The sequence below is a fragment of the Amycolatopsis sp. NPDC041971 genome, assembly GCF_055588925.1.
Genome location: NZ_JBVJCE010000004.1, coordinates 186,947 through 211,667, shown reverse-complemented (window position 1 = coordinate 211,667; position 24,721 = coordinate 186,947). Strand labels below are relative to the sequence as shown.

The window sequence follows — 24,721 nt, the reverse complement described above, 5'->3', positions numbered from 1 at the left end:
TCCTCGGGGAAGACTCGGTGGAATGCGATGCGTGGTGCTCGGTGCGACGGGATATGTCGGCGGACGGCTGGTGCCGCATCTGCTCGAAGCGGGCCACGAGGTCCGCGTGGTGGCTCGCTCGCCGGAAAAGGTCGCCGAAGAGCCGTGGCGTGACCGTGTCGAGGTCGAACGAGGCGACGTCACCGATCCGGCCTCGATCGACACGGCGCTGGCCGGCGGTGAGGTCGTCTACTACCTCGTGCATTCCTTGGCGAACAAGAACTTCGTCGAGATCGACCGGGAGGCGGCGAAGACGGTCGCCGAGGCAGCCAAGACGGCGGGCGTGCGGCGGCTGGTGTATCTGGGCGGCATCGTGCCGGACGACGAGGAGTTGTCGCCGCACCTGGCGTCCCGCGCCGAAGTGGGCAGGGTTCTGCTGGACTCCGGGGTGCCCGCCGTCGTCCTGCAGGCCGCGGTGATCATCGGCTCGGGTTCGGCGAGTTTCGAAATGCTGCGCTACCTGACCGAACGCCTCCCCGCGATGATCACCCCGCGGTGGGTGCACAACCGTATCCAGCCGATCGCGATCCGCGACGTGCTGCACTACCTCGTGCACGCCGCCGACCTGCCGTCCGAAGTGAACGGCGCGTTCGACATCGGCGGCCCCGACGTCCTGACCTATTTGCAGATGATGCGCCGCTACGCCGTCGTCGCGGGTCTGCCCCGGCGTGCCGTCGTGCCCGTTCCGGTGCTGACTCCGTGGCTTTCCGGGCAGTGGGTCAACCTGGTCACGCCCGTGCCGAAGTCGATCGCCGTACCGTTGATCGAATCGCTGGTGCATGAAGTGGTCTGTCATGACCACGCGATCGCCGAGCACATCCCCGACCCGGAAGCGGGGCTGACCCACTACGAACACGCCGTCGAACTGGCGCTGACCCGGATCCGGAACGCCGACGTGCCGACCCGCTGGTCGGACGCGTCGCCCGCGCCGTCGGACCCCCTGCCGAGTGATCCGGAGTGGGCGGGCGGCACGGTCTACGAGGACAAACGCGAGCAGCGGACGGACGCCTCACCGGAAGCGCTGTGGGACGTCATCGAGTCCATCGGCGGGGAACACGGGTGGTACTCGTTCCCGCTGGCCTGGTCGGTCCGCGGCTGGGCGGACCGGCTCGTCGGCGGGGTCGGGTTGCGGCGTGGGAGGCGGGATCCGCGACGGCTGCACCTCGGCGAGGCACTGGACTGGTGGCGCGTCGAATACCTCGACCGGCCGCGCCTGCTGAGGCTGCGGGCGGAGATGAAGCTGCCGGGACGCGCCTGGCTCGAACTCGGCGTCGAGTCCGATGGGGACGGTGGGACGATCTACCGGCAACGCGCGGTGTTCGAGCCGCACGGGTTCGCCGGGCACGCGTACTGGAAGGGGATCGCGCCGTTCCACGGCGTCGTCTTCGGCGGCATGGTCCGCAACATCACCGGCGCCGCGCAGAAATCGGCCGGTGTGCTCGAGAGCTGAAGGGGACACTGGACCGCGGCGGCCGCGGGCCCCAACAACACCTGTCCCGGACTCTCGCCCCGGCGCCGTCGGAGATCTCGGCGAGCAACGCGGCGACAGCCCGGTTCCCGGCTTCGTCGAATGACTGCCGGACGGTGGTGAGCGGCGGCCAGAAGTGGGCGGCCTCGTCCCTTCACCCGGGCAGCGGCGATCAGGTCTTGAGCGCCTTCATGGTCTCTTCGGCGTTCTTTTTGACCTTGTCCTGCAGTTCCTGCTCCACGGTGGGCCAGCCGGCGACCTCTCGCGCGTTGCCGGTTCCGGTGACCGTGAGGAACAGCGAGCCGTGCCGGACGATGTACTTGTAGAGCCACAATTCGCCGGGCGTCCACGGCTTCGAGTCGTCGTACTGCCGGTACAGGTAGGCCGCGGTGCCTAAACCTTGGACGTCGATGACTTCGAGGTCTCGACCGGACGTCGCCCGTTCACCGTCTTTCTTCCGGAAATCGTCGTACATGACCTTGGCGGCGGCCTCTCCCGAAGGGTGGATGGCGATGAACGTCGTCAGCAGGACGTAACCACCGGCACCGTCGAACTCCATCGCGCAGTTCCCGCCATCGAGCCTCTCGACGAGGTTGCTCGGCTTCTTGGACGGGCTGGCGCGGGTGAGTGCTTCGAATTCCGCCGGATTCACCGCCCCGCACGCGTCACCACTGAGCCGGTAGGTCGGAGGCGGCTCGGGCTCGGAGGAACATCCGGCGACGAGGACGGCGGCGAGCGCCATGAGAAGCGCTCCGCGGCCGCGGTGGGTGGGCATGCCAGGACGGTGGCATCGGGTTCATCCGCGCACGAGGGTAATTGTGCCCGGCGCGGTGACCGAGTGCCGCCGGGCCGTGGGATCGTGACCGGATGAGGATCTTGCTCGTGGAAGACGAACGGCGGCTTGCCGAATCGCTGCGCGCCGGGCTGAGCGCGGAAGGCTACGCCGTGGACGTCGCCCACAACGGCCGCGACGCGCTCTGGTACGCCGCCGAGCATCCCTATGCCGCGATGATCCTCGACATCATGTTGCCCGGCCTCAACGGCTACCGCGTCTGCCGGAGGCTCCGCGAACGAGGTGACGACACCCCGATCCTCATGCTGACCGCGAAGGACGGCGAGGACGACGAGATCGAGGCGCTGGACACCGGCGCCGACGACTTCCTCCCGAAGCCGTTCTCGTACGGCGTCCTGCTCTCTCGGCTGCGGGCGCTGATCCGGCGCGGGGGAGCGACCCGGCCGGGCACGCTGCGGCTCGGCGATCTCGAACTCGACCAGGCCAGTCACGTCTGCCGTCGCGGCACGGCCGAGATTCCGTTGACCACAAAGGAGTTCGCCCTGTTGGCCTATTTGATGAAGCGGCAGGGGGAAGTGGTCACCAAAGCGGAACTGCTGGAGAACCTCTGGGATTTCGCGGCGTCTGCGACCGCGAACCTGGTGGAGGTCCACGTGAGCGCGTTGCGGCGCAAGATAGACCTGCCGTTCGGGGTGGAGACGATCCGGACGGTGCGCGGCGCCGGCTACCACGTGGTGGGCTCCGGTGCGTAGGTTCTTGCGGACCACCCGGTTCCGGGTCGCGCTGACCGCCTTCCTGGCGTCGATCATCGCTCTGGCGGTCGTTTCGGCGTGGCTCGTGCTCGATGCCCAGAACCGGCTGGGCAACGGCGCCGCGCAGGTGGCGAGGGAACGCGCGGCCGCGGTCGTCCAGGTGCTGAACACCGGCGCCGCCCCGGCCGACCTGCGGCTCCTCGTGCGGGACTCGGTCTACGAGGTGACCACCCAGTCCGGTGAGCGGGTCGCGTCTTGTCCCGGCCTGCGTTCCGGGACGATCGCACCGGACGGCGGGTTCGAGTACGGCGACAGTGTCCACAACCTCGCGGCTGGCGACGTCGACCTCGCCAGGCAGGAATCCATCGGCTGCGTGCGGGTACTCGGGGAGGATCCCGAGAAGAACGGGGTCCGGCTGCACGTGGCGGCTACCGTGAGCGGGGACAGCAGGTATCGGGTCTTCGGCGCCGCCATCGTCGACGAGTCCGGACAGGCGGCGCTCGATGCGGTACGCGTCACGCTGCTGGCCGGAGTTCCGGTGATCGCGCTGCTGATCGGGGTGATCGCGTGGCTCGCGGTACGCCGGTCGTTGCGGCCGGTCGAGGCGATCCGCTCGGAGGTCGCGGAGATCGGCGCGCACGATCTCTCCCGCCGGGTTCCGGCCCCGAACAGCGCGGACGAGATCGCGAAGCTCGCGGAAACGATGAACACGATGCTCTCCCGGCTGGACACCGCGGTCACCAGGCAGAGCCGGTTCACCTCGGACGCGTCGCACGAACTGCGCACCCCGCTGGCGTCCCTGCGGACCCAGCTGGAAGTGTTGCTCGCGCATCCGGACCGGCTGGACTGGCGCGAGGCCTGCCGGAACGCGCTCCTCGACGTCACCCGGCTACAGGACCTCGTCGGCGATCTCGTGCTGCTCGGCAAGCTGGACAACGCGGCACCGGAACGGTTCACCCCGGTGCGACTGTCCGAAGTGGTCGAATCGTGTCTGTCGGGACGACAGGGTGTGCGGGTGGGGACGCCGGGGGATCCAACGGTCCTCGGCGACCGCGGCAGGCTGGAACGGTTGCTGCGCAACCTGGTCGACAACGCGCAACGCCACACCCGCACCGGCGTCGAGGTGACGGTGTCCACAGTGGACGGCTTCGGGGTGCTGACGGTCACCGACGACGGGCCCGGCATTCCCGCCAACGACCGCGAGCGGGTGTTCGACCGTTTCGTGCGGTTGGACGACGGACGTGCCCGAGACGACGGTGGCGCCGGACTCGGGTTGGCGATCGTCGCCGAGATCGCCCGAGCGCACGGCGGCACCGTGAAGGTCGCCGACCACGACGGCGGAGCCCGCCTCGTCGTCCGCCTGCCGTTGGCGGAAGCGCGAAGCTGAAGACGTCTTCAGCTTCCTTAAGCTTCCGTTCAGCGTTCACGCCCGAACCTTCGGGTCATGTGCACTCCCTCGCGTCACTTCTGGTGGCGGCCGCTCGGTCACGCCGACTACCTGGCCTCGTCGTGGTTCCCCGGTCTCACCGGGGTGCGCGCGCTCGCCGCCGTGGCCGTCGTGTTCTTCCACTACGGCGGTCCCGGCTTGGACCGCTTGCACGGCTGGATCGCCGTGCAGCTGTTCTTCGTGCTGTCCGGCTTCCTCATCACGACGCTGGCACTGAGGGAGGAAGACCGTGACGGCCGGATCTCGCTGCGCGGGTTCTTCGTTCGCCGGGTCTTCCGGATCATGCCGGTGTACTTCCTGCTCCTGGCGCTGACCACGCTCGCGGTGGTGCTCGCCGGCACGTATCAGAGCAGCAGGCTCGCCGACGCCATGCCGTACTACCTCCTCTTCGGCAACGAACTCGTCGACTACAACACGCCCTATCCGACGTCGTGGTCGCTCGGGGTGGAGGAGAAGTTCTACCTGGTCTGGCCCGCGCTTCTGGTGCTCACGTCGTTCGCGCGGAGCGGCAAGACGGCGCTGCGCCTGCTGTTGGGCACGTCGGTCGTCCTCGGGGTGGTGCTGTTCGCGCTGCCGCTGGCGCCGTCACACAGCTGGGCGAGCCTTTCGGTGCACTACTGCTCGCTGGTCATCGGCTGTCTGCTGGCGATGACGCTCCACCATCCGCGCGGGTTCGCCCTGTTCCGGCCCCTGACCAGGCCGGCCGTCGCCACGGCGATCGGGTGCGGGTTCGTCGTCCTGCAGTTCTCCGTCGGCCCGCTGGCGAAGGCACTCGGCGGGCACTGGCAGTTCGTGGTCCCGGCCTACGCGGCGGGCTCGGCACTGCTGCTCGTGGCCGTCGTGTCGCCAGGTCCGGTCCGGAAGCTGCTCTCGAGCAGGCCGTTGACCTTCATCGGCGATCGTTCCTACGCGCTTTACCTCGCCCAGACGGGCGCGGCCGGGGTCACGGGCTGGCTGCTGCCCAGCGGGCTCGCCAAGGCCGCGGCGACCACCGGTGTCGCGTTGCTGTTCGCTTGCGCGCTGCGCCGCTGGGTCGAACAACCCGCCATCGCCTACGGCCGGAAGGTGGCCGAACGACGCGCGCCCGCCGTACCTCCAGTGGAGGCCGCGGCGGGCGCGCGGTGAACGGGTCCGGCGTCAGTGGTGCGCGGCCACCGCGGGGGCCCCGGTGCTCTTCTTGACGAACAGCGAACCGACGAACGCGGCCAGTCCGACACAACCGGCGACCATGAACGTGGTGCGGATGCCCCCGGCGTCGGGGCTCGCCGCCCCGGCCGTGGTCGTGCTCGCCGTGGCCACCGCGATGAACAGGGCGGTGCCGAGCGCGCCGGCGAGCTGCTGAAGGGTGGCGAGGATCGCGCTGCCGTGGGAATAGAGGTGCTCGGGCAGCGAACCGAGGGACTCGGTCATCAGCGGCGTCATCATGAGGCCGAGTCCGCCCATCAGCAGGACGTGGATGGCGATGACCGCGAGCAGCGGTGATCCCGGGCCTAGCAGGGCGAACAACCACAACGAGACCGCCATCGCGGCCGCGCCGGGGATGACCAAGGGCCGGGGGCCGAAGCGATCGTACAGCGCGCCGACCGGGCGGCCGAGCAGCCCGAGGACCAGGCCGCCGGGAAGCACCGCGAGCCCGCTGACGAACGTGCTGGTGTGCAGGACGGTCTGCAGGTACAGCGGAAGCAGGATCGCCGCGGCGCCGAGCAGGCACATGAACAGCAGCGCCGTCAGCACCAGCGCGACCACGAAACTGCGGTGGGTGAACGGGCGCAGGTCCAGCAGCGCGCGATCTTCCTTCTGCAGGCGCAACTGGCGCCAGGTGAACACCACGAGTGCCACGGCGCCGACGACGATCGGCGCCCACGGCGGCACCGGCTGATGCCCGCCCGCGGACTCGCCGGACACCGACAGGCCGTACAGCACGCCACCGAAACCGACGGCGGACAGGATCACCGACAGCACGTCCAGCGGCACCTTGCGGGTGTCGCTGTCCAGCCGCAGCTGCAGCATGCCGACCACCAAGGCGGCGAGCGAGAGCGGCAGCACGATCCAGAACATCCAGCGCCAGCCGAGCGAGGAGAGCACGGCGCCGCCGATGGTCGGGCCGATGGCCGGGGCGACCGCGATGACGATCGTGATCGTGCCCATCGTGGCGCCGCGTTTCTCCACCGGCACCAGGCGCATCACCGTGGTCATCAGCAGCGGCAGCATCACCGCGGTACCGCAGGCCTGGATGACCCGGCCGGTCAGCAGGACCGCGAAGCCCGGGGCGAGCGCGCTGACCAGCGTGCCGGTGCTGAACAGGATCAGCGAGGCGAGGAAGATTTGGCGCGGGGTGAACCGTTCGAGGAGGAACCCGGTGGTCGGGATGACGACCGCCATGGTGAGCAGGAAGCCGCTCGTCAGCCACTGGACGGTGGTGGTCGGGACCTGGAGGTCGACGGTCAGGTCACGTAGCGCGACGCTCAGGATGGTCTCGTTGAGGATCATCACGAACGCGGACAGGACCAGGACCCCGATCAGGAGCCCGGCTTTCGCCGGCGCCCTTTCCTGGTCGTGGGTGGTTTCGGGCAGGGTCTCGGTCATCAGTGAAGGGCTCCTGGGAGGGCGCAAGTCCGCGTTGGCCGCCTTCGGCGACGGCAACGGTGACAGCGAAGGCGTGGCTGATCTGCCGTCCAGTCTGCCTGGGCCGGTCGGTGCGTGTCACGTCGATTTCCGTAGTGAGTACGGTCACTGCGCTCGAGGACGGCACGAGAGCAGAAGGATTTCCGGCTCTGCCACGATAAAATCGGCCCGTGACCACGGCGATCACGGCGGATCGATGGCAGTCGGTGCGGCGCGCCTATCGGGTGACGGGGTCGCGATTCGCGGAAATGGTGGCCCGCGTTCCGGATCCGGACGCGATGGTCACCGCGGACTGGTCGGCGGCCGACACGGTGGCCCACGTCGCGATGATCGCGAAGATGTACACGTCCATGGTGCGCCCGGACAGCACCCCGCTCTTGGACGCCGGCGGGCAGAGCCAGGTCGAAAAGACCACTGTGGACACCGTTTCCGTGTTGAACACTTTGGTGTTACGGGGTTTTCCCGAACGCGACATCGGCGTGCTGATCACGGGGTTGCTCGCTGACATCGAAGAAGTGCTGAGGGTGACCGAGGACGTCGACCCGGCGACCCCGCTGGACTGGCTCGGGGGTTCGAAGGTGCCGCTGGCCGGTGTCCTCGCGCACCTGGTCAACGAACTGCAGATCCACGGCTGGGACATCGCCGAGGCACTGAGATTGCCGTGGACGATCCCACCGGCTGACGCGGCGCTGTTCTTCGACCTCTTCATGGTGGGCGTGCTGACCCACGACACCGGGCACCTCCTGGACACCGGCGAACCGCCGCGGGAAAGACGGATCGCCGTGGCTTTCCGGTCGGCGTACACGTCCCCGGTGGTGCTGGTGCTGCACCGGGGGCGGGTCACGGTGGAGCGGCCCGGTGGGCCGGTCGACGTGCGGATCTCGTTCGATCCGCCGACGCTGAACCTGATGCTGTTCCACCGGGTCGGCAAGGCGCGTTCCGTGCTGACGGGCAAGATCGTCGTCAGTGGTCCGCGACCGTGGCTGTTGCCCGCGTTCCTGCGGGTGGTCCGGCTGCCATAGGGCTTCAGGTGTCGCGAGTGGGTCCGGAACGGCAGCACCAGGCACCACGACAGCACGTGAAGACCCCTTCCCCCAAGTACATGATGGCCCCCTTCCTTGCGCCTAGGTACAGGAAGGGGGCCTTCATGTACTTCAGTAGGTACCGCTCAGCCCCCGAGGGAACACTCGGTCCGTGTGCTCGGTGATGACGGTTTCGCCTTTGGCGAGCGGCCGTTCGAAGAGCAGTTCCACCACGAGAAGGCCGTCTTGGGGTTGGTGCACGCTGCGGCCTGGGTGGCAGCCCCGCAACGAGGTCACGTCGGGCCACGGGCGGTCGTGTTCGTCGATGTGGACGATCCCCACCCACCGGTCCGGGCCGTCGGCCTCGGGGCGGAGCACCTGCCGCGACCGGAACGCGAGTTCCTCCCGGCCGTGGCCGACGGAGACGACGTCATGCTGGCTGATCCTCGTCGGCCGTTCGTCCCAGCGGGTGTCGACCTCGCTGACGGCAGCGTCGATTCGCGTCCGGTCCGGCCGGTACCGGCCGATCTCAGGGGGCCCGTCGGCGCGGGCGGGCCACCGGCCTCGCGCTCGCGGCGGGCCGAGCAGCGCGGTCAAGCCGCCCGGCGTCACTTCCAGTACCTGTCGAGGTGGCGGAGTCCGAGCACCGGATCCCGGCGTTCCGGGCGGCTTCGCCCGGAACGCCGATAGCTGAGCGTCGCCGCCGTGATCGAGACGCCGCGAGCGCGCAGGTGGTCGCGCAGGCGTTCCAGGCTGAGACCGCGTGCCCGGATCGCCTCGCGCAGCGCGTCGGCGAACGGCTCGTCGCGGAACAACCGCTCCAGCTCGGGCCGGGGATCCGCTCCGCCGGACGTCACGCCGGGAGCATAGATCCGTGCCGCGGCGAAGTGAACGGGGCGAGACCTGACCAGTCCGTTAACCGTTAACAGGCGTGTCGAACCGGCGTCGTGAGTCTTCGATATGGCCGAGGAACCGGTGGGTCCAGTCGCACATCCCGTCGACCGTCGCGCGCAGACCGTGTCCGGCCTCGGTGAGGGTGTAGTCGACGCGTGGCGGGACGGTCGGATGCACCGTTCGCTCGAGCAGGCCGTTGCGCTCCAGCATGCGCAGGTTCTGGGTGAGCATCTTGTGGCTGATGCCCTCGATGTCGTTCCGCAGTTCGGTGAACCGCCGGGTGCGGTCACCGACCGTCTCGATGATCAGGAGCGCCCACTTGTTGGCGACGTCGGAGAAGATTTCCCGCGCCAGTGAGTCCGCCCGCATCAGATCCGCGTCGTCCGTCGTACCGCTGAGCTGCTTGGTCACCATCAGGTTCCCCAGTCACGAAAAAGTGCGTTCTTCCAGGTCGTCGCACACTCTCTTACAGTTCCTGGGTAACCACAAGTGACCACGAGGAGTACGGATGAGCATCACCCTGGTAAATCCCGCGGGGCTGCCGGAAATCCCCGCCTACCGGCAGGTGTCGATCGCGACCGGGTCGAAGCTGGTCTTCGTCGCGGGGCAGGTCGCCTGGGACGCCGATGGTGTCCTTGTCGGCGAGGGTGACCTCGCCGCTCAGGTCGAACAGTGCTATCTGAACATCGGAACCGCGCTCGCCGCGGCCGGAGCCACCTTCGACGACGTTGCGAAGCTGACCGTCTATGTCGTCGAGTGGACCCCGGACAAACTCGCGCTGTTCCTCGAAGGCGTGGACAGGGCCGCCGCCGAACTGGGCGGCACCCCGGTCCCGCCGGGCACGCTGATCGGCGTCGCGGCACTCGACGTACCCGGACATCTCGTCGAGGTCGAGGCGACCGCGGTCATCGACTGACGCTCACTGGCCGCGCGCGGCACGCCAGATCGGGCTGTCGACGTAGTGGTTGTCGTACTGCTTCGAGGACGCGGCGATCTCCGACGGGTCGGCCTCGCCACGCGCGACCCGGTCGAGCAGCCGGTAGTAGTCGAAGCGGGCCATACCCGGCGTGAAGGTCACCAGAACATCGGCGTCCGAGCCGACGGCGGGCCCGAACGCGTGCGGCACCTTGGGCGGCACGGCGAGGAAGTCGCCCTTTTCCAGCGTGTGCAAGGTTTCCTCGACAAGGACCTGGAGTTTCCCTTCGAGTACGAAGAAGAACTCGGTCGCGCGAGTGTGGAAGTGGGCCGGCGTGCCGAAGACGCCGTCCTTCAAGGTCGCGCGGTTCGCGGTGAAGCCCCCGTCGGTGGTGTCCGAATCGGCCAGGAGCGTGATCTCGCTGCCCGGCGCGTCGCTGACGATCTCGGCGTCGGCGGCCCGGAGGAGGATGGGGTCGAACATGATGGCGTCTCCTTGGTTTCTCGTGTTCAGCAGGCTCGCTGACAGGAACAGCTTCTCGCTGCGCGAGGCCTTGATCAACGCGGAAAGCCGAACCGATCGATAATATTGAGGTTATCGATCTGCTTGCCGCCAAGTACGTGATGGCCCCCTTCATGTACCTAGGCGCAATGAAGGGGGCCATCACGTACTTCCGGCGGGTCAGGCGGCGAAGACCTGCGAATCGTCGGCGAACGCTTTGAACTCCAAGGCATTGCCTGCCGGGTCCAGCAGGAACATCGTCCACTGTTCGCCGGTCTGGCCCTCGAACCGAACGTAGGGCTCGATGACGAACGAGGTGTTCGCCGCGCGCAGCCGGTCCGCCAGTTTCCGGAAATCCGGCACGCTGAGGATCAGGCCGAAGTGGGGGACGGGAACGTCGTGTCCATCGACGGGGTTGTGGATCCGTCGCGGCCGCTCCGGTGCGAGGTGCGTGACGAACTGGTGGCCGTTGAGGTTCCAGTCGATCCAGGTGTCGGAGCTGCGGCCCTGTTCGAGGCCGAGGACTTCTCCGTAGAAGGTGCGTGCGGCGGCGAGATCGTCGACAGGCATGGCGAGGTGGAAGCGCGGGATGGGGGAGTCGAGGACGGTCATTCCCAGGAGATCCTTTCCGGAGGAGTACTTGTCGTAATGTTAACATTAGGACAAGATGCGGCGGGGCGCTACGATCCGGCGTTCCAGTAGGAGGATGACGATGACCGAAACCGGCAGGGTGACGCCCGCGCGTCGTCGCGGCTTGGCGGACGAGGTCGCTGACAGGGTCCGGGACGCCATCTTCGGCGGCGCCTATCCGCCTGGCGCGCAGTTGCGCGAGGTCGAGCTGTCGGCGGCGCTCGGCGTCAGTCGTGGTCCGGTGCGCGAAGCACTGCTCAAACTCGAGCGTGAGGGACTGGTCCGCAGCGAATGGCACCGCGGCGCGATCGTCACCACGCTGTCCGATGTGGACGTCGCCGAACTCGACAGTCTGCGGTCGGCGCTGGAGCAGCTGGCGGTTCAGCTGGTCGTCGCGAAAGCGTCGGACGCGGACCTGGCCGCGGTCGACGAGGTCGTCGAGCGGATGGACCGGGCGCGTGACGAGCACGAGATGGTCCGCTGCGACATCGACTTCCACGACGCGGTCTACGCGGCGTCCGGACATCGGCGGCTCATCGAGGCGTGGCAGGCGATCCGGTCCCAGGTGCACCTGTTCCTGCTGACCCGGATCGGCGTGAGCTCCGACGGCTACCTCGCGAGCATCCCGGCCGAGCACCGGCGGCTCGCGTCCGCTCTTCGTGCCCGTGACGGCGAGAAGGCGCTCGAGTTGTTCGCCGTCCACCGCGGCGAGGCCTTCGGTGTGCTGACCGGCAAGTGACCGTGTCGACGTCCGTTCGATCGACCTAGCCGCGGAGGCGCTCGCCCCTTGGCTGTCGAGCGGCCGCCTGCCATCCGGCGAGCCGGTGATCCGAAGCGGACCAGGTCCTGATGCTGCGTCAAGGCCTCGGAGTTCGCGCTCGACGCCTATCGGCAGGGGAAGATGATCGCGGCCCCTCGACCCTGGGCGGAACCCCTGGTGAACGATACGGTGCCGAGGCGCATGAAGTGGCGTTCAAGGTCTTGACGACAAGGTGGCCCACCCCTTAACTCAAGCTCTGAAATAAGACGTGTCCCGGGTCACAGGCTCCGGGCGCGGCTTGGCCACTCACCCCGAGGACCATCGATGCGAATCGGAAAGATCGCTCCCGCGCTCGTTCTGGCGCTGGCGGCCGCCAGCCACGACGGCGTGCGCGGCGACACGTCGTCCAATGCTTCCAAGGAACTCGTGTACTGGGCGGCCAACCAGGGCACCAGTCTCGACAATGACAAGGCAGTCCTGCGGCCCGATCCACGGGCAGGGACTCGCGGATCTGATCCACCGGCTCGCCGACGAGTACGGCGCCCGCGCCATCTACGTCACCGAGAGCGGGGCCGCCTTCGACGACAAGGTCGCCGAGGACGGTTCGATCGACGACGCCGACCGCATCGCCTACCTGGAAGAACATCTCGACGCGGTGGCGGGTGCCGCCGAAGCGGGAGCGCCGGTCAAGGGCTACTTCGCCTGGTCGCTGCTCGACAACTTCGAATGGGACAGCGGGCTGAGCAAACGGTTCGGGCTCGTCCAGGTCGACTACGACACCCAGATCCGCACGGTCAAGGCGAGCGGCCACCGGTACGCGGAGATCATCGCCGAACACCGGAACCGCTAGACGCCTCGTAAGTGGTAAGGACGGTTCTAATGAGGGGTAAGTCGAACGTGTTGCGGCGCGGGGTCGTGTCGCTCCTGCGTACGCGTTCTCCTGGTAGTGAGGCCTCCTTGCCTACTCTGACGGTAGTGAAGGAGACTTTCGCTACCGTCAGATGCGATCCCTGGTGACAGTGGGACGGCTGTGACCTCGGCGGCCGGTCGGCAAAGCGTAACTCGCGTGCTTGGGGACGTGACTCGCGTGCTCGGGGACGTAACTCGGGAGTGCGGAGTCTGAACACGCGAGTTACGTCTCTGAACACGCGAGATCCGGGTCTGAGCACGCGAGTGTGGTGTCGCGTCACCCAGCCACCGTCTCGCCCCAGACACGACACGTTTGTCTTACCCCTCAATAACCGTCCCTACCACTCACGAGCGGTTCGTGCGGGCGGATGGACCGAGGGGTCCGGATTCGTCGCACGGTACGAACGGACGTCCGCTGAAACCTCCTAGGGTCGCCATGAAGAGGCGATCCTAGGAGGCGAAGCATGCGGACAGTCTTGCGTGGCGGTCGTGTCATCGACCCGGCGACGGGCTTCGACGGCACGGCGGACGTGCTGGTGACGGACGGGGTGATCACCGCCGTGGGGGAAGGTCTGCCTTCGGAAACGGGCGACACGGAGATCGACGTCACCGGGCTCGTCGTCGGACCGGGTTTCATCGACCTGCACAGTCACGTGCACACCATCGCGGGCCAGCGGCTCCAGGCGATGGACGGCGTGACGACCGCGCTCGACCTCGAAGCCGGGCTGATGCCGATCGAGCGAGCCTACGCCGAGGCCGCCGCGGCGGGACGTCCGCTGCACTACGGGTTTTCCGCGTCCTGGGGTGCGGCGCGGGCGCAGGTGCTGGCCGGGATCGAGCCGGACGCGAATATCGACAGCGGGCTGTCGGTGCTCGGGAACCCGGCCTGGCAACGGACTTCGTCACCGAAGGAACTGGCGGCCTGGTTGTCCCTTGTGGACGGTGAGCTGGCCGCGGGCGCGCTCGGTGTCGGCGTGCTCCTCGGTTACGCGCCCGATACCGACCCCGCCGAGTTCCTCGCGCTGGCCCGCCTCGCCAAGGAGGCGGGCGCACCGACCTACACCCACGTCCGTGAACTGGTCGAGGTGAACCCGGCGACGCCCATCGACGGTTCGGCGGAGATCGCGATCGTCGCGGCCGAGACCGGGGCCGCGATGCACCATTGTCACGTGAACAGCACATCCGGCCATCAGATCGAGCGCGTGCTCGCGGCGCTCGAAGCGGGCCGTGCGGCCGGTTCGCGGGTGACCGTCGAGGCCTATCCGTACGGGGCGGGCAGCACCGGGATCGGCGCGGCGTTCCTCTCGCCCGAACGCTTGAAGATGAAGGGCCTCTCCCCGTCCAGCGTGATCATGCTGGAGTCGGGGGAGCGCATCGCCGACGAGGGCAGGCTGCTCCAGGTGCGCGCCGAAGACCCGGGCGCGCCGTGCATCCTCGAATTCCTCGACGAGAGCAGCGCGCACGACCTCGACCTGCTGCGTCAGGCCCTCGCGTTCCCCGACGCCATCGTCGCGAGCGACGCGCTGCCCGTGTACTGGAAGAACGGAACCAGCGAGAGCACCGAATGGCCGTTGCCGCCCGGCGGCGCGACGCATCCGCGCACGTCCGGGACGTACGCGAAGACGTTGCGCTTGATGGTGCGGGAAAGCAAGGCCTGGACCTGGCTGGAGGCATTCCGGCGCTGCTCCTACCTGCCGGCGCGCGTGCTCGACGAGGTCGCCCCGGGAGCACTGACCAAGGGCAGGCTCAACGTGGGCGCCGACGCGGACATCGTCGTGCTCGACCCGAACACCGTCACCGACGCGGCGACCTATTTCGACTCGACCAGGCCGTCCGTCGGCATCCGGCATCTGTTCGTCTCGGGGGTTCCGGTCGTCAGCGACGGGAATCTGCGCACCGACGCCTTTCCCGGCAAGCCGCTGCGCGGTGAGCCGCGATGAAAGACCTACTAACCGACATCGAAACCCTGGTCCGCTGCGAGTCGCCGTCATCGGATCACGAAGCGGTGGCCCGCAGCGCCGACGTGGTGGCCGGGCTGGGTCGCCGGCTCCTCGGCGCGGAAGCGGAGCGGATCGTCGTCGACGGTGTCACCCATCTGCGCTGGCGTTTCGGCGACGGACCTGCCCGGGTGCTGCTGCTCGGTCACCACGACACGGTGTGGCCGCACGGTTCGCTGGAGACGCATCCGTTCTCGGTACGGGACGGCGTGTTGCGCGGTCCCGGATGCTTCGACATGAAGGCGGGCGTGGTGATGGCGCTGCACGCCGCCGCGAGCGTGCCCGACCGTACCGGACTGTCCATTCTGGTCACCGGTGACGAGGAGATCGGCTCGCCGTCGTCCCGCGCGCTGATCGAGGAGACCGCGGCGGGCTGCGACGCGGCGTTCGTACTGGAGGCTTCGGCCGACGGCGGCGCGTTGAAGTGCCGCCGTAAAGGCGTTTCGCACTATCGGGTCGAGGTGACGGGCCGGGCCGCACATGCCGGGCTCGAACCGGAAAAGGGGGTCAACGCGGGGATCGAGATCTCCCACCAGATCCTCGCGGTGGCCGCCCTCGCCGATCCCGAGTCGGGGACCAGCGTGACACCCACCGTCGTCTCGGCGGGAACGACCGTCAACACCGTGCCCGCCGCCGCGAGTGTGGCCGTCGACGTCCGCGTGTGGAACGAGGCCGAGCAACTCCGCGTCGACAAGGCCATGCGGGAGCTCCGTCCGGTGCTGGAGAACGCCGTGGTCGGGGTGACCGGCGGGATCAACCGGCCGCCGCTCGAAGCGGGATCGTCGGCGGGATTGTTCGCGCTGGCCCGGGAACTCGCGGACGGTCTCGGTCTCGGGGACCTCACTTCCGCGTCGGTCGGCGGCGCTTCGGACGGCAATTACACCGCGGGGATGGGCGTTCCCACGCTGGACGGCCTCGGCGCCGTCGGCGGCGGAGCCCACGCGGATCACGAGCACGTCATCGTCGCGGAACTGCCGCGGCGCACCGCTTTGCTGGCCGCGCTCGTGGAAAACGTGCTCGCGAAGCGGGGTCCGTCCGGTGCGACGAACCCCGCGGGTGAATCTGGTACGGCACGACGGTGACTCCATCGCCGAGCCGGGAAAGGATCGTCCCGTGACGAATCTTGCGACGAACGCGGAAAGCCTGGTCACCCGCGAGGTGTGCGACGAGGCCGTCGCCGCCGCGCGGGCCGCGGCCGCGGCTTCGGGCGTCGAAATCCGCGAACTCACCGAAATCGCCGATCTGGCCGCGGTGGTCGGCCTGTTCGAGTCGATCTGGCGGACCGCGCCCGGCGCCCGGCCGGTGAGCACGGAGCTGCTGCGGGCGATGTCGTCGGCCGGGAACTACGTCGCGGGCGCTTTCGAACACGGTGAACTACTGGGGGCCTGTTTCGGTTTTTTCGGGAATCCCGGAAAAGCGAGTCTGCACAGCCATATCGCCGGAGTCGCCAAGGCGGGCGTGGGCCGGGGAATCGGCCACGCGCTCAAACTGCACCAACGCGGCTGGGCGTTGCTCCAGGACGTCTCGAAGATCACCTGGACCTTCGACCCGCTGGTGCGGCGCAACGCTTATTTCAATCTGGGGAAGCTAGGCGCGCGTCCGATCGGGTACCTGCCCGATTTCTACGGTCCGATGGAGGACAGCATCAACGGTTCGGGCGACACCGACCGATTGATGGTGGGCTGGGAGCTGGCGAGCCCGGCGGTACGTGCCGCCACTTTCGGTGAACTCGTCCTGATCGACGCGGAAGCGCTGGGAGCGGCGAAGGCGCTGTCGGTCGACTCCGATGGAGGTCCGAGCATCGGATCCACCGACGCGCCGACCGTCCTCGTCGCCGTCCCGTCCGATATCGAACGGTTGCGCCGCACCGATCCCGGTCGCGGCAACGCGTGGCGGGTCGCCCTGCGCGAAGTCCTCGGCGGACTGATGGCGGACAACGCCGAGGTCGCCGGTTTCGATCGTGCCGGCTGGTACGTGATCTCGAAGGAGCAGTCGTGAAACTCAGCGGTGTGGAACTGCGCCGGGTGCGGATGCCGCTCGTGGCCCCATTCCGGACGTCGTTCGGAACGCAGGCCGAACGGGAACTGTTGCTCGTCCGCGCGGTGACCCCGGCGGGCGAGGGCTGGGGCGAATGCGTGGCGATGGAGGCGCCGCTCTACTCGTCGGAGTACAACGACGCCGCCGAGCACGTGCTGCGGAACCACCTGATCCCGGCCCTGCTGGCAGCCGAGGACGTGACCGCGTACAAGGTCACGCCGTTGCTGGCGAAGTTCAAGGGCCACCGGATGGCGAAGGGGGCGCTGGAGATGGCGGTCCTCGACGCCGAACTCCGCGCGCACGACCGGTCGTTCGCGGCCGAACTGGGGTCCACTCGCGATTCCGTGGCCTGCGGGGTCTCGGTCGGGATCATGGATTCGATCCCGCGGTTGCTCGACGTCGTCGGCGGCTACCTCGACGAGGGCTACGTCCGGATCAAGCTCAAGATCGAACCCGGCTGGGACGTCGAGCCGGTCCGCCGGGTACGGGAACGCTTCGGCGACGACGTGCTGCTGCAGGTCGACGCGAACACCGCGTACACGCTCGGCGACGCGCCGCTGCTCGCCCGGCTCGACCCGTTCGACCTGCTGCTGATCGAGCAACCGCTCGAAGAAGAGGACGTGCTCGGGCACGCCGAACTGGCGAAACGCATCCGGACCCCGATCTGCCTCGACGAGTCGATCGTCTCCGCCAGGGCCGCGGCGGACGCGATCAAGCTGGGCGCCTGCCAGATCGTCAACATCAAACCGGGCCGTGTCGGCGGCTACCTCGAAGCCCGCCGGGTGCACGACGTCTGCGCGGCGCACGGGATCGCGGTGTGGTGCGGCGGGATGATCGAGACCGGGCTCGGCCGGGCGGCCAACGTCGCGCTGGCCTCACTGCCCGGCTTCACGCTGCCGGGTGACACCTCGGCATCCGGCCGGTTCTACCGCACCGACATCACCGAGCCGTTCGTGCTCGAGGCCGGGCACCTGCCGGTGCCGACCGGTCCGGGCCTCGGTGTGGCTCCGATTCCCGATCTCCTGGACGAGGTCACCACGGAGAAAGCGTGGATCGGTTCGTAGCGTTCTACGAATTCCGGGGTTAGATTTGGTCGGATCGGACCAGTCGGTTCGGTGAGACCGGGTTTAACTTCGGGGAGTGCTGACACCGGTGCCCAGCAAGCCGCATACGAGCTTGGGACGCGTCCTCGAAGACCTCGGGGACGTGCTCCTGGAGCCGGTCGCGGTCGGCCGGACCACCCGGAGACACCTCGGCGGGGTGGTCATCCACGATCCGCACGACGAATCCGAAATCCCTGGCGGGGCCGTCGTGCTCGGCGTCGGGGTGCGGGAACAGGACGAGGTCGTCCGCCTTTTGCACGACGTGGGTGCGAGGGGTGCGGCGGCGCTCGTCGTCCGGTCTCCCGTCACCCCGGCGCCGGAACTCCGGCGTGCCGCGGAGTCGTCCGGCGTGGCCCTGCTCGGGCTGGCGCGCGGGGCGTCCTGGGCGCAGCTCGCCGCCATGCTCAGGACCTTGCTCGCCGAGGAGGACGTCGGCGAGGTCTCGCCGCAGACCCTCGGCGGAATGCCGTCGGGCGATCTCTTCGCGCTGGCCAACGCGATCGCCGCGCTCATCGACGCGCCGGTGACCATCGAGGATCGCAACAACCGGATCCTCGCGTTCTCCGGACGTCAGGACGAAGCGGACCCGTCCCGGGTGGAAACGATCCTCGGCAGGCAGGTGCCGGAGCGGTTCGCCCGCAACCTGGAACGGGATGGCATCTTCGAGAAGCTGTACCGTGATCACACGCCCGTGTACGTCGATCCGCAACGCTATGACGCCCACGAGATCGTGATCCCCCGCGTCGCGCTCGCCGTCCGCGCGGGCGACGAGGTGCTCGGGTCGATCTGGGCTGCGGTGCGGGTACCGCTCAGTGACGAGCGGACCCAAGCACTGATCGACGCCGCGAAGCTCGTCGCGTTGCACATGCTCCGGCTGCGCGCGGGCGCCGACGTCGAACGACGGCTGCGCGCGGATCTGGTCAGCACGGCGCTCGAAGGCGGGGCCGGGGCGCCGGAGGCCATCGCCCGGCTGGGCTTGCTCGGCCAGCCGTCGATCGTGCTCGCCATGGGCCTGCTCGGTTCGCCCGCGCTCGAGGACGATCTCCGTCTGGTCGCCGAACGCCAGCGGGTCGCCGACGCGCTGGCCATGCACCTGAGCGCCGTCCAGCCTCGTTCAGCCGTCGCGCTCGTGGGCGACGTCGCTTACGGCATCGTGCCGATGCCCGGCGGTCATTCCGACTGTCAGGAACGTTCGGTGCGGGTCGCTTCGACGTTCCTGGAACGCACCGGACGCCGTGCGGCGGCCGCGATCGGCATCGGACCGCTCGCGCTCGACGCCTCCGGACTCCACGCCTCCCGTGACGGCGCCGACCGGGCGCTGCGCGTGCTGCTCACCAATGGTGGAGCCAAACGCGTCGCGACGGCGGACGACGTCCACGTCGACGCGCTCATGCTGGATCTGGCCGATCTCGCCGCGGCGAGGGGAGACGTCGCGACCGGACCTGTCGCGCGGTTGCTCGCCTACGACGCCCAGCACCAGTCGCAACTGGTGCACACCTTGCGCTGCTGGTTGGACGCCTTCGGGGACATCGGTGCCGCGTCCGCTTCGGCCTACGTCCATCCGAACACCTTCCGCTACCGGCTACGGCGGCTCGCCGAAGTCGGTGAGATCGACCTCGACGACGCGGGGGAGCGATTCGCCGCGATGCTGCAACTGCGGCTGCTGCCCCACGACGCGCGGACAGGACCGCCGGGCGCCGAAGACTGACGTTGGTCTGACCGCCCCGAAACGACGGCCGATGTTCGTGTGATCGCACGAACTCCGCTCGCCGGACGCGTTTCAGAATGAGTGATCGGCGCCACGCTCGCGCCGTTCTCCTTCTCTCCCACCAGTTTCCGCGGAGGCGCCATGACGGCAGTGGTCAATGAGGACACCTGGACAGCGCGGCGGATCAACCGGACGGCGCTCATCACCATGGTGGTGATGGTGTTCGCCTGGGCGGTCGACTACATCGACCGCTTCTCGATCGGGATGGCGCTGCCGATGATCGGCGCCGAATTCGAGCTCAGCAAGACCGAACAGGGCTGGCTCGTCACCGTTTTCGCGCTCGTCTACATGGTCTGCCAGATCCCGGCGGGATTCCTCGCCGACCGGTACGGCTCGCGGGGGCCGATGCTGGTCACGCTGTTGCTCTGGTCGGCGTTCACCGCGATGACCGGGATGGCGGGCACCTTCGGTATGCTGCTCGTCGTCCGTGGCCTTTTCGGTGTGGCCCAGGGACTTTTCCCGGCGGCCTCGTTCAAGGCGATCGCCGAACGGACCACTCCCGGCAACCGCGCGACGGTGACCGGCGTGATGCTGTCCGCCGGCGGGATCGGCGCCGGGCTGGCACCGCTGATCGTCGGTCCGTTGCTGATGGCGATCGGCTGGCGGCACACGTTCTTCTGGATGGCGGGGATCGGCGCGATCATCGGGGTGATCGTGTGGACGATGCTGCCCAAGGCCCTGCCCGAGGAACTGAGCAGTCTTCCGCGCGACGAGGCGAAAACCCCCGAGGTATCCCGAAAACAGGTGCTGAAGTCCCCGGTGATCTGGAAGTTCACCCTGCTGTTCTGCGTCACCAACATGCTCAACTACGGGATGATCACCTGGGTGCCCAGCTACCTGCTGGAGTCGAGGGGTCTGTCGCTGAGCCAGACCGGGGTACTGGCCGCGATCCCGATGCTGGTCAGCATCGGGACGACCATCCTCGGCGGCTGGCTGTTCGACCGGTACTTCCACGATCACGGCCGCTGGTACCTCGGCTCGATCGCGATGGTGACCGTGGTGCTGCTGACCTTGATGGTGAACGCGGACAGCACGACGGAGTTCACCGTCTACGAGACGCTCGCCCTCGCCGTCTTCGGCATGGCGACGATGGCCGTCTTCGGGCTTCCGCTGCGGGTGCTCCCCACCGCGGTCACCGGGATCGGCATGGGAGTGATGAACTTCGGCGGCCAGGTGGCAGGTGCGGTCGCGCCGGTGGCGATGGGCTGGCTCGCCGACGCCTTCTCCTACACCGCCGCGTTCGGCTTCCTCATCGGTACCACCTTCCTCACCGCCGTGATGGCGTTCTGGGTACCGCAGAACCCCGGCCAGTTCTCGTTCGCCCCGCCGAATCCCAGTGCGGGGTCGTGAGTGGCAGTGAGCGTTCTATTGAGGGGTAAGGCAAAAGTGTCGTGTGGGGTGGCAAGTCCGTGAAGGCCTCCTTGAGGGACCCAGAGTCCCTCAAGGAGGCCTTCACGGACTTCAAGACCCGGCGCTGGCGTCACAGCTGTCCCGCTGTCACCAGGGGAGCACACGCGAGAGGTCGACTTACTCTCAATAACGCGGTGGACATAGCTCAGAACGGCATCGACATCAGGGAAGCGTCCTTTGTGGACGGTTAAGAAGCATCAGGATTCACTTGCGAGTCCACTGCGCCGCTGATCTCTGCATGCCACGTTTGCCTTACCCTCAGTAGCCCGAATCGCCACTCGCGACCACCGTAACGAAAAGAACTGTCCCATCCCTCCACAATGGACAGGAGTTCCATGCCCACCGCGTCCGAAGTCATCGAAACGATCAACGACCGTGCGAAGGAGGCCGGCGTCCGGGTCCGGCTGCACGCGGCCGAAATCGACGGCACCCGGCGGATCGGCGTCGATGAACACACGCCCGTCGTCACGGCGTCGGTCTTCAAGGTCCCGATCGCGCTGGAGCTGGCGAGGCAGGCCGCCGAGGGCGGGCTCGACCTCGGCGAGCGGATCACCGTCCCGCCGGGGCATCCCACGCCGAGCCCGTACGGCCTGGCCACCTTCCGGCACGAGATCACGATGTCGTGGTACGACCTCGCGATCCTGATGATCGGGATCAGCGACAACGTCGCGACCGACCTGATCCTCGACCGGGTCGGGAAGGAAGCGACGGAAAAGTCGTTGCGGCGGCTCGGTTTCGAGCAGACCACCGTGCCGCAGGACTGCGGGGAGGTGCTCGGCAGCATCGGGGAGGACCTCGGGATCTCCTACGAGGACGACGAACGGCTGCTGGCGGAACTCCCGATGGAGCGGATCGCCGCGTTGCGCGCCCTGCAACCGGAGCACACCTGTGCGACGACGGCCGAAGAGATCACCCGGCTGCTCGGGCTGATCTGGCGGGACGAGGCGGCCGCCCCTGCTGCGTGCGCGGACGTCCGGCGCTGGATGGAACTCCAGGTGTGGCCACACCGGCTGCGGTCCGGGTTCCCGGACGACGGGATCCGCGTCAGCGGCAAGACCGGGACCCTGCCTTCGGTGCGCAACGAGGTCGGCGTGGTCGAGTACCCGGATGGCGGCCGTTACGCGGTGGGGGTTTTCACCGACGCCGTCGACGGGCGGTCGAGGGTGCCGGAGCGGGACGCGTTCATCGGGTTCGCCGCGGCGCGGGCCGTCGAATGGCTCAGGCTCCCCGAGGCCGGGAACGAATGATTCGTCCGCACGGATGAATTTTCCCGCCGCTCTCGTCGTTCCGCACGAACCGGTGACGCCTGTCACCGTCCTAGCATTCCGGGAACCGCCGGACCACCCTTTCCACGGACAAGAGGTGCGCATGTCGAAACTTTCCGAAATAGAGACCTGGCTCGCGGAGAACTTTTCCGCCCTGCTGGAGCGGCATCAGGTGCCCGGCGCGGCCGTGGCGGTCTTCGCGAACGGCGAGGTGATCGACCACGCGGCCGGCGTGCTGAACAAGAGCACCGGTGTCGAGTCCACAGTGGACTCCGTCTTCCAGATCGGGTCGATCACCAAGGTGTGGACGACCACCCTGGCGATGCAGCTCGTCGACGAGGGCAGGCTGGACCTCGACATGCCGGTTCGTGACTACCTTCCCGAGTTCACCCTCGCGGACGGCGACGCGGCGTCGCGGATCACCGTGCGGCAGCTGACCTGCCACACCTCCGGCTTCGAGGGTGACATCTTCACCGACACCGGTCAGGGCGACGACTGTGTCGCCAAGCTCGTGGCCACGCTTTCCGACGTGCCCCAGCTGTTCGGCCCTGGGGAGATGTTCTCCTACAACAACGCCGGATACTGCGTGCTCGGCAGGATCGTCGAGGTCCTGCGCGGCAAGTCCTACGACGACTGCCTGCGTGACCACCTCTTCGCCCCCCTCGGCTTGACGCACGCCGCGGCCGGACCGTACGACGCGATCAGGTACCGCGCCGCGATCGGCCACGTCCAGCCGTCGCCGGACGACGAGCCGGTGGCCGCGCCCGTCTGGGCGCTGACACGATCGAACGTGCCGGCTGGTTCGCATCTCGCGATGCGCCCGCGCGACCTGCTCACCTTCGTGCGCATGCACCTCAACGAGGGCCGCGCCGACGACGGCACCCAGGTGCTCAAGCCGGAAACCGCGCGCGCCATGTGGGAACGCCAGGTCGAGCTGCCCTACCTCGGCCTGATGGGCGGGGCATGGGGGCTCGGCTGGATGATCTTCGACTGGGACGGTGGCCCGGTGATCGGGCACGACGGCGGGACCATCGGCCAGTCCGCGTTCCTGCGGGTGGTGCCGGGCAGCAACGTCGCGGTGGCGCTGCTGACCAACGGCGGCAAACCGCTGCACGTCTACCGGGACGTCTTCCGGAAGGTGCTGGGCGAGCTGGCAGGCGTCGAGGTCCCGCCGCTGCCGGAGCCCAACGCCGCCGAGGCCCCGGCGGATCCGTCGCGCTACGTGGGCGAGTACTCGTCGCAGGTCGCGGACATCGTCGTGAGTCAGGACGAGAACGGTGGCCTGTGGCTGGAACGGACACCGAAGGGCGTGTTCGCCGACCTCGGCACGGGGCCGGAAAAGAACAGGCTGCTGGGCTACAAGGGTGACACGCTGGTCGCCGAAAACGGTGAGCTGGGCTTGCACCTGCCGCACGCCTTCGTCGGCGACGACGGCAACGGACGGGCACTGTATGTCCACACAGGACGGGCGGACCGGCGGGTGAGCCGGTGACCGATGTCGGCGCCGAGATCGACGCCGTCTTCGCGAACGCGGGGGCGCGCGGATTCGTGCACGCGCGCGAGGTCGGCGTCGCGGGCGGTCCCGAAGTCGGCGTCGGCGCGGACGATCCAGTCGTGCTCGCGTCCGTGTTCAAGATCCCGGTGGCGGTCGCCTTCGTCCGCGAGGTGGCCGCCGGACGGCTCGACGAAACCGAGCGCACCCGCGTCACCGCGCGGTACCGGATCGGCGGGATCGGGACCGCCGGCTGCGCGGACGACGTCGAGATGAGCTGGCGCGACCTCGCGCATTTCATGCTGACGATGAGCGACAACGCCGCGACCGACGTCGTCTACCACCGGGTCGGGCAGGATGCCGTGGACCGGGTCCTAACCGACCTCGGACTCACCAGGACGCGGCTGGTCGGCTGCTGTGAAGACCTTTTCGCTTCGGTGATCGCCGACCTCGGCGCGAAACCGGACGAAGATCTGGAAGCCGTCTTCGCCGCGGCCACGCCAGAACAGCTCTGGAAGCTTTCGGTGCTCGACCCGGAACGCACCACCTCGTCGACCCCGCGCGAGATCACCACGCTGCTCGACGCGATCTGGACCGACCGCGCGGGCGACCCGGCCGCCTGCGAACGCGTGCGGACGATCATGGCCCAGCAGATCTGGCCGCATCGGATCTCGTCCGGATTCCCGGCCGGGGTGACGATCGCGGCGAAGACCGGGACGCTGCCCGCCGTCCGCAACGAAGCGGGGGTGGTGACCGATGTGGACGGTCGCCGGTACGCCGTCGCGGTGTTCACCCGCGCCGAATCCCTCGCCGACCGCCTGCCCGCGGTCGATTCCGCCATCGGCGAGGCCGCCCGCCTCGCCGTCGCTCACCTCCGCGCGTAGCCCGTAGAC

Annotated in this window: 24 protein-coding genes; 17 read left to right on the top strand and 7 right to left on the bottom strand. The window is 68.4% G+C overall.

All coding sequences use genetic code 11. The annotated features are described in order from the left end of the window. Positions 1–22: 22 nt before the first annotated feature. Positions 23–1,489: an SDR family oxidoreductase gene (locus ACZ6DT_RS11790; RefSeq protein ID WP_465592455.1), complete on the top strand. Its 1,467-nt coding sequence runs from the start codon at positions 23–25 to the stop codon at positions 1,487–1,489. A gap of 190 nt (positions 1,490–1,679) precedes the next feature. On the opposite strand, the gene ACZ6DT_RS11785 is transcribed toward ACZ6DT_RS11790, so the two are convergent. Further along, on the bottom strand, positions 1,680–2,282 hold the full coding sequence (locus ACZ6DT_RS11785; protein WP_465592452.1) for a hypothetical protein: 603 nt from the start codon (positions 2,280–2,282) through the stop codon (positions 1,680–1,682). Between the two features lie 92 nt (positions 2,283–2,374). On the opposite strand from ACZ6DT_RS11785, the gene ACZ6DT_RS11780 reads away from it, so the two are divergent. From ACZ6DT_RS11780 to ACZ6DT_RS11770, 3 genes are read left to right on the top strand one after another with little or no spacing between them, the layout of a single operon-like run. Further along, complete coding sequence (locus ACZ6DT_RS11780) at positions 2,375–3,052, top strand: response regulator transcription factor (RefSeq protein WP_465592449.1); 678 nt, start codon at positions 2,375–2,377, stop codon at positions 3,050–3,052. Further along, on the top strand, positions 3,045–4,439 hold the full coding sequence (locus tag ACZ6DT_RS11775) for a sensor histidine kinase (RefSeq protein WP_465592446.1): 1,395 nt from the start codon (positions 3,045–3,047) through the stop codon (positions 4,437–4,439). Before ACZ6DT_RS11780 ends, ACZ6DT_RS11775 begins: the two co-directional genes overlap by 8 nt. Before the next feature lie 57 nt (positions 4,440–4,496). Continuing rightward, positions 4,497–5,624: an acyltransferase family protein gene (locus tag ACZ6DT_RS11770; protein WP_465592443.1), complete on the top strand. Its 1,128-nt coding sequence runs from the start codon at positions 4,497–4,499 to the stop codon at positions 5,622–5,624. A 12-nt stretch (positions 5,625–5,636) separates the two neighbouring features. Here the strand turns inward: ACZ6DT_RS11770 and ACZ6DT_RS11765 are convergent, their stop codons facing one another. After that, positions 5,637–7,085, bottom strand: a complete 1,449-nt coding sequence (locus tag ACZ6DT_RS11765; protein ID WP_465592440.1) for a DHA2 family efflux MFS transporter permease subunit — start codon at positions 7,083–7,085, stop codon at positions 5,637–5,639. A 287-nt stretch (positions 7,086–7,372) separates the two neighbouring features. Here ACZ6DT_RS11765 and ACZ6DT_RS11760 point away from each other — a divergent pair, with 287 nt between their 5' ends. Next, positions 7,373–8,146 carry a maleylpyruvate isomerase N-terminal domain-containing protein gene (locus ACZ6DT_RS11760; RefSeq protein ID WP_465592993.1) on the top strand — a complete coding sequence of 258 codons (774 nt, stop codon included), beginning with the start codon at positions 7,373–7,375 and terminating at the stop codon, positions 8,144–8,146. A gap of 132 nt (positions 8,147–8,278) precedes the next feature. Here the strand turns inward: ACZ6DT_RS11760 and ACZ6DT_RS11755 are convergent, their stop codons facing one another. The 3 genes from ACZ6DT_RS11755 to ACZ6DT_RS11745 are packed head-to-tail and all read right to left on the bottom strand — an operon-like array spanning position 8,279 to position 9,454. Next, positions 8,279–8,758 carry a hypothetical protein gene (locus tag ACZ6DT_RS11755; protein ID WP_465592437.1) on the bottom strand — a complete coding sequence of 160 codons (480 nt, stop codon included), beginning with the start codon at positions 8,756–8,758 and terminating at the stop codon, positions 8,279–8,281. Then, the gene (locus ACZ6DT_RS11750; protein WP_465592434.1) at positions 8,755–9,003 is read right to left on the bottom strand and encodes a hypothetical protein; all 249 of its coding nucleotides are present in this window, start codon (positions 9,001–9,003) and stop codon (positions 8,755–8,757) included. The genes ACZ6DT_RS11755 and ACZ6DT_RS11750 overlap by 4 nt, the downstream gene beginning before the upstream one ends. Before the next feature lie 58 nt (positions 9,004–9,061). Then, a complete protein-coding gene (locus ACZ6DT_RS11745) occupies positions 9,062–9,454 on the bottom strand; it encodes a winged helix-turn-helix transcriptional regulator (protein WP_465592431.1) in 393 nt (130 codons plus the stop codon). Between the two features lie 94 nt (positions 9,455–9,548). Between ACZ6DT_RS11745 and ACZ6DT_RS11740 the strand changes: the two genes are divergently transcribed. Then, a complete protein-coding gene (locus ACZ6DT_RS11740; protein ID WP_465592428.1) occupies positions 9,549–9,956 on the top strand; it encodes a RidA family protein in 408 nt (135 codons plus the stop codon). A 3-nt stretch (positions 9,957–9,959) separates the two neighbouring features. Here ACZ6DT_RS11740 and ACZ6DT_RS11735 read toward each other — a convergent pair whose 3' ends face one another. After that, on the bottom strand, positions 9,960–10,439 hold the full coding sequence (locus ACZ6DT_RS11735) for a cupin domain-containing protein (RefSeq protein WP_465592425.1): 480 nt from the start codon (positions 10,437–10,439) through the stop codon (positions 9,960–9,962). 198 nt (positions 10,440–10,637) lie between these two features. Further along, the gene (locus ACZ6DT_RS11730) at positions 10,638–11,069 is read right to left on the bottom strand and encodes a VOC family protein (protein ID WP_465592422.1); all 432 of its coding nucleotides are present in this window, start codon (positions 11,067–11,069) and stop codon (positions 10,638–10,640) included. A 100-nt stretch (positions 11,070–11,169) separates the two neighbouring features. Here ACZ6DT_RS11730 and ACZ6DT_RS11725 point away from each other — a divergent pair, with 100 nt between their 5' ends. The 11 genes from ACZ6DT_RS11725 (at position 11,170) to ACZ6DT_RS11675 (ending at position 24,712) form a co-directional block, all read left to right on the top strand. Next, positions 11,170–11,826, top strand: a complete 657-nt coding sequence (locus ACZ6DT_RS11725; RefSeq protein ID WP_465592419.1) for a GntR family transcriptional regulator — start codon at positions 11,170–11,172, stop codon at positions 11,824–11,826. A gap of 484 nt (positions 11,827–12,310) precedes the next feature. Next, positions 12,311–12,697, top strand: coding sequence for a family 1 glycosylhydrolase (locus tag ACZ6DT_RS11720; protein WP_465592416.1), 387 nt, complete (start codon positions 12,311–12,313; stop codon positions 12,695–12,697). 523 nt (positions 12,698–13,220) lie between these two features. Beyond that, on the top strand, positions 13,221–14,696 hold the full coding sequence (locus ACZ6DT_RS11715) for an amidohydrolase family protein (RefSeq protein WP_465592413.1): 1,476 nt from the start codon (positions 13,221–13,223) through the stop codon (positions 14,694–14,696). Next, the gene (locus tag ACZ6DT_RS11710; protein WP_465592410.1) at positions 14,693–15,835 is read left to right on the top strand and encodes a M20 family metallopeptidase; all 1,143 of its coding nucleotides are present in this window, start codon (positions 14,693–14,695) and stop codon (positions 15,833–15,835) included. Before ACZ6DT_RS11715 ends, ACZ6DT_RS11710 begins: the two co-directional genes overlap by 4 nt. A gap of 31 nt (positions 15,836–15,866) precedes the next feature. After that, positions 15,867–16,751, top strand: coding sequence for a GNAT family N-acetyltransferase (locus ACZ6DT_RS11705; protein ID WP_465592407.1), 885 nt, complete (start codon positions 15,867–15,869; stop codon positions 16,749–16,751). Continuing rightward, positions 16,748–17,854, top strand: coding sequence for an o-succinylbenzoate synthase (menC, locus tag ACZ6DT_RS11700; protein ID WP_465592405.1), 1,107 nt, complete (start codon positions 16,748–16,750; stop codon positions 17,852–17,854). Before ACZ6DT_RS11705 ends, menC begins: the two co-directional genes overlap by 4 nt. Positions 17,855–17,930: 76 nt before the next feature. Continuing rightward, on the top strand, positions 17,931–19,601 hold the full coding sequence (locus ACZ6DT_RS11695; protein ID WP_465592402.1) for a PucR family transcriptional regulator: 1,671 nt from the start codon (positions 17,931–17,933) through the stop codon (positions 19,599–19,601). A 141-nt stretch (positions 19,602–19,742) separates the two neighbouring features. After that, a complete protein-coding gene (locus tag ACZ6DT_RS11690) occupies positions 19,743–21,011 on the top strand; it encodes an MFS transporter (protein ID WP_465592399.1) in 1,269 nt (422 codons plus the stop codon). Positions 21,012–21,406: 395 nt separating this feature from the next. Beyond that, on the top strand, positions 21,407–22,318 hold the full coding sequence (locus ACZ6DT_RS11685; RefSeq protein ID WP_465592396.1) for a serine hydrolase: 912 nt from the start codon (positions 21,407–21,409) through the stop codon (positions 22,316–22,318). Positions 22,319–22,439: 121 nt separating this feature from the next. Continuing rightward, positions 22,440–23,828, top strand: coding sequence for a serine hydrolase domain-containing protein (locus tag ACZ6DT_RS11680; RefSeq protein ID WP_465592393.1), 1,389 nt, complete (start codon positions 22,440–22,442; stop codon positions 23,826–23,828). Further along, positions 23,825–24,712: a serine hydrolase gene (locus ACZ6DT_RS11675; RefSeq protein WP_465592390.1), complete on the top strand. Its 888-nt coding sequence runs from the start codon at positions 23,825–23,827 to the stop codon at positions 24,710–24,712. Before ACZ6DT_RS11680 ends, ACZ6DT_RS11675 begins: the two co-directional genes overlap by 4 nt. Positions 24,713–24,721: the final 9 nt, after the last annotated feature.

Bases quoted from the DNA above. Each gene is read 5' to 3' on its own strand.
- ACZ6DT_RS11790 (WP_465592455.1), top strand. From the start codon at position 23: ATGCGATGCGTGGTGCTCGGTGCGACGGGATATGTCGGCGGACGGCTG.
- ACZ6DT_RS11785 (WP_465592452.1), bottom strand. From the start codon at position 2,282: ATGCCCACCCACCGCGGCCGCGGAGCGCTTCTCATGGCGCTCGCCGCC.
- ACZ6DT_RS11780 (WP_465592449.1), top strand. From the start codon at position 2,375: ATGAGGATCTTGCTCGTGGAAGACGAACGGCGGCTTGCCGAATCGCTG.
- ACZ6DT_RS11770 (WP_465592443.1), top strand. From the start codon at position 4,497: ATGTGCACTCCCTCGCGTCACTTCTGGTGGCGGCCGCTCGGTCACGCC.
- ACZ6DT_RS11765 (WP_465592440.1), bottom strand. From the start codon at position 7,085: ATGACCGAGACCCTGCCCGAAACCACCCACGACCAGGAAAGGGCGCCG.
- ACZ6DT_RS11760 (WP_465592993.1), top strand. From the start codon at position 7,373: ATGGTGGCCCGCGTTCCGGATCCGGACGCGATGGTCACCGCGGACTGG.
- ACZ6DT_RS11745 (WP_465592431.1), bottom strand. From the start codon at position 9,454: ATGGTGACCAAGCAGCTCAGCGGTACGACGGACGACGCGGATCTGATG.
- ACZ6DT_RS11740 (WP_465592428.1), top strand. From the start codon at position 9,549: ATGAGCATCACCCTGGTAAATCCCGCGGGGCTGCCGGAAATCCCCGCC.
- ACZ6DT_RS11735 (WP_465592425.1), bottom strand. From the start codon at position 10,439: ATGTTCGACCCCATCCTCCTCCGGGCCGCCGACGCCGAGATCGTCAGC.
- ACZ6DT_RS11730 (WP_465592422.1), bottom strand. From the start codon at position 11,069: ATGACCGTCCTCGACTCCCCCATCCCGCGCTTCCACCTCGCCATGCCT.
- ACZ6DT_RS11725 (WP_465592419.1), top strand. From the start codon at position 11,170: ATGACCGAAACCGGCAGGGTGACGCCCGCGCGTCGTCGCGGCTTGGCG.
- ACZ6DT_RS11720 (WP_465592416.1), top strand. From the start codon at position 12,311: ATGACAAGGCAGTCCTGCGGCCCGATCCACGGGCAGGGACTCGCGGAT.
- ACZ6DT_RS11715 (WP_465592413.1), top strand. From the start codon at position 13,221: ATGCGGACAGTCTTGCGTGGCGGTCGTGTCATCGACCCGGCGACGGGC.
- ACZ6DT_RS11710 (WP_465592410.1), top strand. From the start codon at position 14,693: ATGAAAGACCTACTAACCGACATCGAAACCCTGGTCCGCTGCGAGTCG.
- ACZ6DT_RS11690 (WP_465592399.1), top strand. From the start codon at position 19,743: ATGACGGCAGTGGTCAATGAGGACACCTGGACAGCGCGGCGGATCAAC.
- ACZ6DT_RS11685 (WP_465592396.1), top strand. From the start codon at position 21,407: ATGCCCACCGCGTCCGAAGTCATCGAAACGATCAACGACCGTGCGAAG.
- ACZ6DT_RS11680 (WP_465592393.1), top strand. From the start codon at position 22,440: ATGTCGAAACTTTCCGAAATAGAGACCTGGCTCGCGGAGAACTTTTCC.